A 13,002-nucleotide genomic window follows, 5' to 3' on the forward strand; every position below is an offset into this window, starting at 1 on the left:
GCGCGTGACTTTTTCGATACGGCAAAAAATCATCTTTTTCACGGTGATACCGGTTACGCTTGTATACAACATTATTTTTATCCTGTCCCTCAATCAGAATGTTGCCAGTGAGACGCGCTATATCGAGACTCAGTTGGTGGACTCTGTCGCCGCAAAAGCTGATCGCATTAATGCTATTTTCCAAAATGCGATACTCCTCTCAGATATGGCCAAGGTGTTGCTGACAACAGCGCCGGAAAGTCTCCCTTATAACAGCTCCTGGAAAGAGCGCCTGTTACCGCTGAAAACGGTTCTTCATGACGTTTCCCATTACCCGCAGGTTGCCATTATCCGCAAGCAGGAAGGGGATGGTGCCCGGGTAGATTATGTGCCTGAAGAAGCCTTTCCTTCTCTTAATCGTGCCTGGGTGGGGAGTTGGCGTCGTGAAGGCAAACTTATGGGCTGGTCAGTATTGATGGACTCCCATAATAAACCTATGGGCTTTGTATACAGTCAGCTCTTTTCCATTGACATGGCAGGTGAGCCTGATGCGGATGGCGTTATCCTGACCTACCTCCCTGTCAGTGCTATCCGTGACACCTGGGACGTACCGTCTTCAATAAACCCTCGGCGCATGTTGATAACCCGTGAGGGGCAGATTGTCTATTACTCCCCCAACTCATTCCAACCCGGGAATGCCCAGACAGAAGAAGAAATGCGCTCGGAAATGACCGAGGCCCTCCGGCTTTTTGTGCCGGGTGGCACGCCTATGACTTCTTACTTCCACAACGGTGAAGAGCGGTTGATCTTTCATAAGGAAGTGCCGGTTACCGGATGGTATCTCACAGGCGTTGTGAATAAGTCAGACCTGATGGCTGAAGTGCGTTCTTCCATCTGGGTACAGGCAGCGATGATGATTGTTTCACTGGGCGGATTGCTGTTTTGTTCATGGTTTTTAGCGGGGCGCATTGTGCGGCCTTTGCGTCAGTTGGATCAGGCGATTTCACGGGTGTCTGATGGCCATCTCGACACCGAAATTGATATTTCCAGTGAAGACGAGTCTGGTCGTCTGGCACGGCGCTTCTCGGCCATGCTGCAACAGTTGCAGCTGCGGGAAAAACTGGAGCATGAAGCCCGTACCACAGCCTTCGATCACATCGTGCAGGGCATGACGGGTGACTTCTTTTACTTCCGCCATGATCTTGATGGTAACGTCACTTTTGCAAGCCCTTCTATTGAGCACATTCTGGGTGTGAGTGTTGAGGATTTTTATGGACACTTCACCAAGTACTACACGTCCTCACCCCAAAATGAAATTGGTCTGGCATCTACTGGCAAGGTGATTCACGGAGAGTCCTCAGGTATTTATGAAGTGGAAATGCACGACGGCCAGGGGCGAGTGCATTTTGTTGAAATTGTGAAGGTGCCAGCCTACGACTTTGAAGGCAAAATCTGCGGTATCGAAGGCATGGGCAGGGATGTCACCAAGCGAGTCAGCGATGTGGCACGCTTCCGTGGCCTGCTTGAGTCTGCCCCTGATGCCATGGTGATTACTGATGTAGACGGCCTGATTACCATGGTCAATGTCAGAACTGAACTGCTGTTGGGTTTCCAGCGTGCATCATTGATTGGGCGTCCGGTAGCAGAGCTGTTCCCAGATAGTGAAGGTGTGCGTTTCCCGCTTATCCATGCCACACCTGAGCAGAGAAAAACCCTGCGCATTCGCTCCGGCCTTGAATTGCAGGCGCGTAAACGCAATGGTCGAACAATCCCTGTAGAAATTACACTGAATCCCATCGAAACGCCGGAAGGTGTACAGATCTCTATCTTTATGCGTGATGTCAGCGATCGCTATATGGCTGAACAGGCACTGCGGGCCAGTGAAGAGCGTTATCGCCATATGATTGAAGCTCTCCAGCAGGAATATATTTTCTATTCTCAGCGGGTGGATGGTTCATTCGTGTATGTGACAGATTCGGTTGAATGGATTCTGGGGTACACACCTCTCGAGTTTACTGATAACTGGTACAGCTATCTGGCATCCGATGATGATCGTGCCCGTGCGAACCGAGTGCATCGTATGGTTCGAGAGGGACAAACCCACTCCAGCTATGAGCTGGAGGTGGTGAGGGCGGATGGCAGTATCAGCGTCATTGAAGTGCTGGATACTCCTGTATTTAATGACAATGGGCAGGTGACGATGATCGAAGGGCTGGCGCGGGACAGAACCCATGAGCGCGCCGCCGCCGTCAATCTCGCAGAAGCCAAGGATGCAGCCGAAGCCGCCAGCCAGGCGAAAACCATGTTCCTGTCGAATATGAGCCACGAGCTGCGCACACCTCTTAACGGTGTTCTGGGCTATGTGCAACTGTTGCTGTCGGGCCCGGATGTGTCATCTCAACAGTATGACCAGTTGTTGTCTATTGAAGCCTGCGGCCAGCATTTACTCACCCTGATCAACGACATATTGGATCTTACCAAGATTGATACAGGAGAGATGGAGCTCAACCACGAACCAGTGAATGTCGTCATGCTGGTAGAATCTGTGGAGCAGATTCTTTATCAGCGGGCAGAGAGCCGAGGGCTGGCTTTTGAGCTGGTTGTTCAAGATGATGTGCCCGCAATGGTTATGGGTGATGAAACCAAGCTGCGCCAGATTCTGATCAATCTGGTGGGCAATGCTGTAAAGTTCACCGATGAAGGGCAGGTGAGCCTGAATGTATGCGTGGATGAAGGCAGCCTTGTGTTTGCAGTGCAAGACACAGGTATAGGCATTCCGAAAGATGAGTTGAAAACCATTTTTGATCCTTTCCGCCAGGGACGGCACAGTATTGGCGGTACTGGCCTTGGGTTGTCTATCAGTCGTCGTCTGGCAATGGCTATGAAAGGTTCGCTGGAGGTGGAAAGTACTGAAGGTAAGGGCAGCCTGTTTACTTTCACCACGCCCATGGAGATTTTGGAAGGTGGCCTTCGGGAAACTGCACAATCTGGTATGATAAGCAGTAGTTGTCGTCTACAGGATGGCCAGGATGTTCATGTGCTGGTTGTGGACGACACCGCAACCAACCGTGACATCCTTGAGCACATGCTTGTACAGAGCGGTTTTCGGGTGACGACGGCAGCCAGTGGACGAGAGGCTGTGCGTTTGGCTAGTTCTGAGACCTTTGATCTGGTGCTCATGGACTTGCGAATGCAGGGTATGAGCGGCTTTCGGACCACCCGGATGCTCGCTGCCCGCTTGAAAGAACAGTGCCCACCGGTTATCGCAGTCTCCGCAGGCGTCTATCCTTCTCTGCCACAAACTATTGTGCGCTGGGGTCTTGCTGATTTTCTGGGTAAGCCGTTTCGCAGTCAGGATTTGTTCCGCGTTATTCGCAGGCATCTGGCTTTGTTGTGGGATGATACAGAAAAGCACGGAGACATAATGGATAACAGTCTTCTTGGTTTACCCGCAAAGCAGGCAGCAGAACTTCACAATGCTCTGGCAGATGCTCTGGAGTTAGGGGATCTGGATGCTATTCGTGAGGTTGCCAATGGGTTTATGGGCGAGAAGGATGAATTACTGTCTCTGTGGGCGGCACGGATTATTGAGTGCTGCGATGCTCTGGCTATGGAAGAGTTGGAGCGCATAGTCGCTGAGCTCGCTTCCTGATTGATTCTATACTGTGGTTCCTGTGAAGGGAGAGATGAGCTTGACCACCGAAATGCAGTTGCAGGCTAATACTCTGCGGGAGGATAACCTTCCCGCAGGGGCAGACGACAAGATCCTTCTTGTTGATGATAACCCCACTAACCTTCAGGTGCTTCTGCAAACTCTGAATGGGCGGGGCTATAAATTATTGATTGCGAAGGACGGTGAGAACGCTCTTCGTATTGCCCACAAGGCCAGGCCCGCACTGATTCTGCTGGATATCATGATGCCGGGGATTGACGGATATGAAGTCTGCCGTCGTTTAAAATCATCCCCTGAAGTGTCCGATATTACTGTGATTTTCCTGTCGGCGCTGGATGACACCCGGGACAAGGTGCGCGGCCTTGAAAGTGGAGCCGTGGATTATATTTCCAAGCCGTTTCAGGCTGAGGAGGTGATTGCCCGTGTTGATACCCAGCTGAAAATTCACCGCCTTGAACGAGCGCTGGCTGCACGGAATAAGCAGCTGGAAGCCACTAATGAACGCCTTCTGGAAACCATGCGTGAAGGTATTTTCGGAGTGGATGCTAAAGGTAAAATCTCTTTCGCAAACCCAGCGGCCAGCCGTATGACCGGATACGCCATGGATGAGCTGACTGATGGCGATTTGTACAGTCTGGCTCTTTCCCGCAATCAGGACGGTGGACCAACGCCCCGTGAGCAGACGCTGCTGTACAAAACCCTGACAGAAGGCATTGTGCAAACACGCCTCGACGGCATCTTCTCCCGCCGGGATGAGACGCTATTCCCTGCTGACTTCTCCTGCACGCCAATTATTGAAAACAATGAAGTGACGGGTGCAGTGATTGTGTTCCGGGATATCACTGAGAAAAAGCGCCAGCAGAAGATTCTGGACAAGGCTCTTGAGGAAGTTCAGGAGCAGAAAGACAAGCTTACCCATATGTCCCGTCTCAGCAGTATGGGCGAAATGGCTTCCGGGTTTGCCCATGAGGTGAATCAGCCCCTGACGGCCATTAATAACTATGCACAGGTGTGTCGTCGGGCTTTGAGTCGGGAAAACTTTGATAAAGACTTTATCAATGAAGCAATGGATAAGGTCTCCACTCAGGCCCAGCGTGCCGGGGACATCATTTCCCGTATCCGCAGTTTTGTGAAAAAGCCGGACCACTGCCTTGAGCAGGTAGACTGCAATCGTCTGATAAACGATGTAGTGAAGCTGGCTGAGGTGGATGCTCGCCATAACCAGATTGAAATTCATCTGGATCTGGCGAAAGACCTGCCTGAGGTTCGCATTGATCCTGTCCAGATTCAGCAGGTGGCCTTGAATCTTGTGCGTAATGCCATGGAAGCCATGCGTGATCAGGATACGAGAGATATTGGCGTATGGGTAGAAACCCGCCAACAGGATGAGCACTTTGTAAAGGTCCGGGTCATCGACAGGGGCTATGGTCTGGCAGATGATGCTGAAGAAAAAATGTTCACTCCGTTTTACACCACCAAATCTGATGGTATGGGTATAGGCTTGTCTGTTTGCCAATCTATCATTCAAACCCATGGTGGTGTGTTGAGCTTTGAGCGTAACCCTGAGGGTGGGGCAATTCTCTGGTTTACGGTGCCCATTGTTTAAAATCTACGCGTGAATGTTCAGTATTCAGGTACAAAGGCAGATGTGTTGAGCGTTGTGCTTTTGTCGCTATTCCCACAGGCGCTGAGTGGTTATACTCGTTAGCTAACTATAAAAGGCAGCTTGACGGGGAGAAGACTTTGTCTGTTGCAGAGATGAATGTTGGGAGCGGTGATGTTCACGCTTACATGCAAAGGGTAGGGCAGCAGGCGCGGGATGCAGCTGTGGTGATTGCCAGGGCTGAATCCAGTGTTAAGAATCGGGCCTTGCTGGCTACGGCGTCTATTCTTGATCATGCCCGCAAAGAGCTGCAGGAAGCGAACCAGCAGGATTTGGAAAATGGCCGTACCAATGGCCTGACTGATGCCATGCTGGATCGTCTGGAGCTGACCCCCGAGCGTATTGACACCATGATCGAAGGCCTGAAGCAGGTGGTGGCTTTGCCGGACCCTGTGGGTGGCATTACTGATATGAAGTATGTGCCCAGCGGGATTCAGATCGGTAAAATGCGCGTGCCCCTTGGGGTGATTGGGATTATTTATGAATCCCGCCCTAACGTAACCGTTGAAGCGGCCAGCCTGTGTTTGAAATCCGGTAATGCAACGATCCTCCGTGGTGGCAGTGAAGCCATCCACTCTAACCGCGCTATTGCCCGCTGTTTGCAAGATGGGATGCGTGAAGCCGGGTTGCCATTGAATGCCGTACAGGTCGTAGAAACCACCGACCGTGCCGCTGTTGGTGAGTTAATCACCATGCCAGAGTTTGTAGATGTTATTGTGCCCCGTGGTGGCAAGGGCTTGATTGAGCGTGTCAGCCGGGATGCCAGGGTTACTGTGATCAAGCATCTGGACGGCATCTGTCATGTGTATATCGATAACATGGCTGATCTGAAAAAAGCTCGTGATATTGCTGTAAACGCCAAGACCCACCGCTATGGCACTTGCAACACGATGGAGACTCTGCTGGTTCATAAGGATATAGCCGAGTTTATTCTTCCTGTGCTGGCAGAAGAGTACGGCGAAAAAGGCGTGGAGCTGCGAGGTTGTGAGACAACCTGCGCTATTCTTGCTGATGCTATTCCTGCTCAGGAGACAGACTGGCGTACCGAATACCTGGCTCCTGTTCTCTCTATCAGGGTGGTTGCGGATATGGGTGAGGCGATTACTCATATCAATCGCTATGGTTCTCACCATACTGACGCCATCGTGACAGAGGATTATACATTGTCTCGCCGTTTTCTCCGGGAAGTGGACTCCAGCTCAGTGATGGTGAACGCTTCCACCCGTTTTGCGGACGGCTTTGAATATGGTCTCGGGGCGGAAATCGGCATATCTACCGATAAAATCCATGCCCGTGGTCCGGTTGGTCTCGAAGGGCTGACCTCTGAAAAATATGTTGTTTTGGGCGACGGTCATATCCGTGCCTGATGTTTTCCAGCAGCCCCTGACGTGAAAGAGGCGTCAGGGGCTGTTTTATTTTGAATAAATATTGTGATCAGGTTTTAAATCACTGTATGCAATCTAATGAACTGAAAAATCTTGTCGTAGACACTCTGGAAGAAACCAAAGGTAAGGATATTACCGTTCTGGATGTGAGCGACAAAACCGATGTCACCGATACAATGATTATTGTGTCCGGTACTTCCAGCCGCCACGTGAAATCTCTGGCGGATAATCTTGTGAAAACCTGCAAGGAAGCCGGTGCAATGCCTCTGGGCATGGAAGGCGAAGAACAGGCTGAGTGGGTTCTGGTCGACTTGGGTGATGTTGTCGTTCACCTGATGATGCCTTCCGCACGTCAGTTCTACGATCTGGAACGCCTGTGGGAAGCGTCTGCTGTTGAAGTAGAGGCAGAAGAAGAGTAAATGCGTATTCGACTGATCGCTGTCGGCCAGAAAATGCCTGGCTGGGTCACGGAAGGATATAACGAATATGCCCGTCGATTGCCTGCCGGTTTCTCTTTGGAATTGTGTGAAATCCCTCTGAACAAACGTACGAAAAATGCTGATATTCAGCGTTTTCGTGCGAAAGAAGGGGAACAGATGCTGGCAGCAATCGGTAAAGGAGATCGGGTGATTGCCCTTGAGGTCAAAGGAAAAGAGTGGAGCACGGAGCAACTGGCCGACAAACTGGGTCAGTGGCATGACAATGGCGAGAATGTGAGCCTGTTGGTGGGTGGCCCTGAAGGTATGCTACCAGACATTTCCAACCGGGCAGACGTGAAATGGTCCCTGTCTCCTCTGACTCTTCCTCATCCCATGGTTCGGATTCTGACAGCGGAACAACTGTACCGCGCGTGGAGTATCCTGAATAATCATCCGTATCATCGTTAAGGACACAGTCATGAGCTGTGTTCTTCCAATAACAGCGAACAGTTAGTGAATGGCGGCTGATACGATTAAAGACCACCCGGGAGAGCGCCGGCTGGTTAAAATCCGCGTTTGGCTGGCCGTGGTGGCCATGATTCTCATGACTGCCGGGCTGGTAGCGCGGATGTTTTATCTCCAGGTGCAACGGTACGATGAACTGGCAACTCAGTCAGAAGATAATCGTATCCACTTGCGCACAGTTCCTCCCATACGGGGGCTGATCTACGATGCCAAAGGGCGCCTGCTGGCGGAGAACCGTCCCAGCTATACGCTGACGATTATCCGTGAACGGGTGAAAAATATGGATGAAACACTCAGCGAACTGAGTGAACTGGTAGATCTGGACCCTGATGACATTGACGATTTCAAAGAGCGCGTGTACAAAACCCGCCCCTTCAACAGTGTGCCGCTAAAGTACCGCTTAAATGAAGAGGAAATTGCCCGGGTTTCTGTGAATCATCACCGCCTTCCTGGCGTGAATGTGGAAGCACAGCTTATTCGCTTTTATCCAGAGAGAAAAACCCTCGCCCATGCCATTGGCTATGTTGGTCGCATTAACGACAAAGAGTTAAGGAAGCTCGACGCCTCCCTCTACAGCGGTACGAATATCATTGGTAAAACTGGTGTAGAGCGATACTACGAAAGCATTCTTCTGGGTAAACCGGGGTATCAGGAAGTTGAGTCGAATGCCCGTGGTCGTATATTGCGTGTGCTAAAACAGGTTGACCCTGTTCCGGGCACTGATCTGCATCTGTACCTTGACCTCGATTTGCAGAAAGCAGCGATGGAAGCTCTGAAAGGCAAGCGTGGAGCAGTTGTTGCCCTGGACCCGAAAACCGGTGGCGTGCTGGCACTCGCGAGTACACCGTCGTACGACACTAACTCGTTTGTAACGGGTATAGGTTATAAAGAGTTCAATAGCCTCAGGGATAACATCAACCGTCCTCTCTTTAACCGTGCGACGTTAGGTGAATATCCACCGGCTTCAACTATTAAGCCCTTTGTGGCCATGGCGGCACTGGACAGTGAAACGGTAAAGAGTGACTACCGTATTTTTGACAGAGGCTACTACCAGCTTCCCGGCGATAAACACCGCTACCGTAACTGGAAACGAACCGGCGATGGCTGGACAGATATGGTGCGCGCCATCGCCCGATCAAACGATACCTACTTCTACGACATCGCCGTGAAGATGGGGATCGATACTATCCATGACTACATGACCCGTTTTCAACTGGGGCAACGTACGGGCCTTGATATTGCCTCGGAACGACCCGGCCTGATGCCATCCCGGGCCTGGAAACGGGCGGCCCGTGGACGGCCCTGGTATCCGGGGGAAACGGTTATTTCCGGTATCGGGCAGGGTTATATGCTGGCAACGCCTCTGCAGCTGGCAACAGCGACGGCCATTATTGCCAACCGGGGGGGCATCGTTGCGCCACGGCTGGCAAAGCCCGGGCCAGGAGTAGCTCCCAAGGTGCCGATGGGGCGTATCGACAAAACCCCCGAAGACTGGGAAACCGTTATCAAGGGTATGCGTGAGGTGGTGGACAACCCTCGGGGGACGGCCCACCGTCGTATAGGGCGAAAGCTGAAATATACCGTAGCGGGTAAAACCGGTACGGCTCAGGTGGTGGGTATTCCTCAGGATATCAAGGAAGAGGAAGCTCAGGTGCTGGAAGAGTTCCAGAAGGACCATGGTCTTTTTATCGCCTTTGCTCCGATTGAAAATCCACAGATTGCCCTTGCCGTGATTATTGAGAATGACTCCTCCGCTGCCGTTGGTGTGGCACGTAAAGTGATGGATGCCTGGCTTCTGCCACGCTTAGGGCCTCTTGAGAAACCAGCTCTTGCGAAAAAGGGAGTGTTGTGATGCCGCAGGACTTTATTCGCCAGCTTGACCCGACCCACAATTTACGGGCGGCGCCATCTCTGAGTAATCGGCTTCATCTTGACCCGGTTTTGATGTCTATGCTGCTGGCGTTCTGTGCCGCAGGCTTGTTTGTGCTTTACAGTGCCAGTGGGCGCAATATGGATATGGTTATCCGTCAGGCTGTTTATATGCTGATGGGCTTCGGAGGAATGTGCATTATTGCCCAGATCCCTCCTCGTTATATGATGATGCTGGTGCCGTTTGCCTATCTCGGTGGTGTTGTCCTTCTGGTTGCTGTACTGGTCATGGGGTATGGAGCTAAAGGGGCCCAGCGGTGGATTTCCTTACCAGGATTTCGTTTCCAGCCCTCTGAAATTATCAAACTGGTTATGCCGCTGACGGTGGCCGCATGGCTATGCCGAAAAACGTTGCCCCCAAAGTTTCTGGATGTGGCGGTAGCTTTGGTATTGATTGGTATTCCTACCGCTCTGATCGCCAAGCAGCCTGATCTGGGTACCTCCCTTCTTATTGCTGCATCCGGGCTTTTTGCACTGCTTTTGGCAGGGTTGAGCTGGCGCATTATCGGGGGAGCCGTATTACTGGCTTTACCTGCAATGTGGGGAATGTGGCACTTTGTTATGCGTGAGTACCAGAAACAGCGGGTACTTACCTTCCTTAATCCGGAGAGTGATCCCTGGGGTTCAGGCTGGAACATTATTCAGTCGAAAATTGCGATTGGTTCTGGAGGTGTTTACGGCAAAGGCTGGTTGCTGGGCACCCAGTCCCATCTCGACTTTCTGCCGGAAAGCCATACGGATTTTATCATCGCGGTGCTTGCCGAAGAATTTGGCATGATCGGGGTACTGGTTTTGCTGGCTGCTTATGCACTGATTCTTGGGCGAGGAATTTTTATTACTCTCCATGCCCAGAATATGTTTGCACGACTGGTGTCAGGTAGTGTCACACTCACCTTTTTTGTTTACATCTTCGTAAATATCGGCATGGTGAGTGGCCTTTTGCCGGTGGTGGGCGTTCCGCTGCCACTTGTGAGCCGTGGTGGCACGTCGATTGTGACATTGATGGCCGGGTTTGGGATATTAATGTCAGCCCATACCCACAGAAACCTGCTGGGACGTTAAGGGCATAGAAATACCTTGACTTCCCCACCCAATAAAATGATAAGTAGTAATCTGAAGGAGCGCAGTTTTCCCTTTTCATTTCACGCGTTGCTTTTTTATGGATGCTGCTTTTTGGGGCGGCCTGTAAGTCGGTGCAACCGGCGGGGACATACCCTCATGACATCACTTTTTAAGCTTGAGCTCGGGTTAGGGATATTCAAAGCGATGAGCATAAAAAAGCGGGCTGCACTTTTGGTTGCCAGCCTTTCATTTACTGTTGGTTTAAGCCTTCCTGCGCACAGTGAAGAAGGCTTTAAACCCAGTGATATTGACGGATTTATCAATGAGCTGGTACGGGATGAAGGTTTCTCCCGCCCAGATCTTGAAAAAATGTTTAAAGAGGTGGAGTACAAGCCTCGCATTGTCGAACTGATCAGCAGACCTGCCGAGCGCAGACTTACCTGGTGGGAGTATCGCAACCTGTTTATCAACGACCTTCGAGTGCAACAGGGTGTGGAATTCTGGAAACAACATCAGAAGGTGCTGGATCAGGCCAGCAAAGAATACGGCGTACCGAAGTCTGTGATTATTGGTATTCTGGGCATCGAAACAGGCTTTGGTCGTAACAGTGGCGGTTTTAGGGTGGTAGATGCACTGTCTACTCTTGGTTTTGGTTATCCTCGTCGTGCCAAGTTCTTCCGCAAAGAGCTGAAGGAGTTTCTGGTACTGGCCCGTGAACAGGGCTTTGATCCACTCACGCTAACCGGCTCTTACGCAGGCGCTATGGGTATCCCTCAATTTATGCCGTCCAGCTATCGGGCTTATGCCATCGATTTTGATAAGAATGGTCAGGCGGATATCTGGGGTTCCCCAGCGGATGCCATTGGTTCTATTGCCGCATATCTGAATCGTCATGGCTGGGTTGAGGGCAAGCCTATTGCCTCCAGGGCCAATGTTCAGGGGCAGAAATACTCTGACCTTCTCAGTAAAAGTCCTCGTCCAACCCGCTCTGTGAACGAAGCACGCAAACTGGGCTGGAAAAGCCAGCAGGTGTTGCCAGGCAGTGCCCGTGTCCGTGGTTTAAAACTGGAAGGGAAAAACGGTACCGAGCACTGGCTGACCATGACGAACTTCTATGTCATCACTCGTTATAATAAGAGTGACCTCTATGCGATGGCGGTATGGCAGCTGGGGCACCAGGTAGAGAAAGCGCTGAACAATACGCAGTCTGCAGCGAAAGACCACTCTGAAACCGTGGTATCAAACTAATAATATATTGAGATAGATCGTGCCTTTGACCTTAACAAAGTCTGGCTCCCTCTGGCGCTCGCTGTTGATTCCAGCGAGCGCTTTTGTGATTTTGGCTGGTTGCTCCAGCCATCCGACACAGGAGCAGATACAAGCCAGCCGATATCATATTACTCAGGATCGGGCGAACAAGGATATTGATGTCAGTCATATTCCCGACGCTGTTCCCCGTGCACCAGAGGGAGATGTGAAATCTGCGCCCTATACCCTTTTAGGGAAAACCTATACGCCACGTTCAACGGCGGCAGGTTATTCTGAGGTGGGGACAGCTTCATGGTATGGAAAGAAGTTCCATGGTTATAAAACAGCCAATGGTGAAATTTACGATATGTACGGCATGAGTGCCGCCCATAAAACCCTGCCACTTCCGTCTTATGTTCGTGTCACCAATCTGGCGAATGATCGCAGCGTGGTTGTACGGGTGAATGATCGAGGCCCTTTCCATGGTAAGCGGGTCATTGATCTGTCCTGGGCAGCAGCCAAAAAGCTGGGCTATCAGGGACAAGGTACAGCCCGTGTTCGCATTGAGGGTATTGATACCTCCCCCGAAGGCCTTCTGGCTTTCCACAGGCAATCTCAAAAACCTGTGCACAGTGGTACCGATGCAGATGACTTGATGTATCTCCAGGTGGCAGCATTCTCCACTAAAGACAGTGCGAATAGTCTGAAACAAAAGATCCTAACCGAGATTAATATACCCGTTCAGATTGTTAGCAGGGTAGAAGATCGCTTGTTTCGTGTGCGTATGGGGCCGTTTTCTTCCGATCAGGAATTACTGAAAACCCAGGATCAACTGGTACAGCTGAATCTCGGACGGGGTTATCGCGTTCAGGAATGATTGGTCATTCATCAAAATGTAACAGTTTTGATACACAAAATCCTTTGAACTTCTCACCGGTTATGACTTATTAAAACCTATTCAGCGGGCTGTTATAATGCTGCAACTTTATGCAGTATTTATGAAGCTGTAACTATAATGCTGGATTACTTTGAATCCGCGCTGATCATGGACAGATTCCTGTAGACCTGAATGGCATCATTTTGATTGCTGAGCCTGTGCCACGGAATACTGTAACGAAA

The 13,002-nt window shown here is 51.0% G+C and carries 9 protein-coding genes; all 9 read left to right on the plus strand.

The features are described from left to right. The first annotated feature begins 4 nt into the window (after positions 1–4). Entirely contained in the window at positions 5–3,631 is a 3,627-nt protein-coding gene (locus E1189_RS17215) for a PAS domain S-box protein (protein WP_155161884.1), read from the plus strand. Between the two features lie 40 nt (positions 3,632–3,671). Next, positions 3,672–5,258, plus strand: coding sequence for an ATP-binding response regulator (locus tag E1189_RS17220; RefSeq protein WP_230460487.1), 1,587 nt, complete (start codon positions 3,672–3,674; stop codon positions 5,256–5,258). A 185-nt stretch (positions 5,259–5,443) separates the two neighbouring features. Next, positions 5,444–6,682 carry a glutamate-5-semialdehyde dehydrogenase gene (locus E1189_RS17225; RefSeq protein WP_155161960.1) on the plus strand — a complete coding sequence of 413 codons (1,239 nt, stop codon included), beginning with the start codon at positions 5,444–5,446 and terminating at the stop codon, positions 6,680–6,682. Between the two features lie 86 nt (positions 6,683–6,768). Further along, positions 6,769–7,119 (plus strand): ribosome silencing factor, encoded by a 351-nt coding sequence (gene rsfS / locus E1189_RS17230; protein ID WP_155161886.1) that lies wholly within the window; start codon positions 6,769–6,771, stop codon positions 7,117–7,119. Then, positions 7,120–7,587 (plus strand): 23S rRNA (pseudouridine(1915)-N(3))-methyltransferase RlmH, encoded by a 468-nt coding sequence (rlmH, locus tag E1189_RS17235; RefSeq protein ID WP_155161888.1) that lies wholly within the window; start codon positions 7,120–7,122, stop codon positions 7,585–7,587. A gap of 49 nt (positions 7,588–7,636) precedes the next feature. Beyond that, positions 7,637–9,496, plus strand: a complete 1,860-nt coding sequence (mrdA, locus tag E1189_RS17240; protein ID WP_155161891.1) for a penicillin-binding protein 2 — start codon at positions 7,637–7,639, stop codon at positions 9,494–9,496. Further along, a complete protein-coding gene (gene rodA, locus E1189_RS17245) occupies positions 9,493–10,635 on the plus strand; it encodes a rod shape-determining protein RodA (RefSeq protein ID WP_456238843.1) in 1,143 nt (380 codons plus the stop codon). The genes mrdA and rodA overlap by 4 nt, the downstream gene beginning before the upstream one ends. Positions 10,636–10,839: 204 nt before the next feature. After that, entirely contained in the window at positions 10,840–11,883 is a 1,044-nt protein-coding gene (mltB, locus tag E1189_RS17250) for a lytic murein transglycosylase B (protein WP_230460488.1), read from the plus strand. 25 nt (positions 11,884–11,908) lie between these two features. Then, positions 11,909–12,760, plus strand: a complete 852-nt coding sequence (locus E1189_RS17255) for a septal ring lytic transglycosylase RlpA family protein (protein ID WP_155161897.1) — start codon at positions 11,909–11,911, stop codon at positions 12,758–12,760. The last annotated feature ends 242 nt before the right edge of the window (positions 12,761–13,002 follow it).

It is taken from the genome of Parendozoicomonas verongulae, assembly GCF_009711465.1.
In the GTDB taxonomy this organism is placed as follows: domain Bacteria; phylum Pseudomonadota; class Gammaproteobacteria; order Pseudomonadales; family Endozoicomonadaceae; genus Sansalvadorimonas; species Sansalvadorimonas verongulae.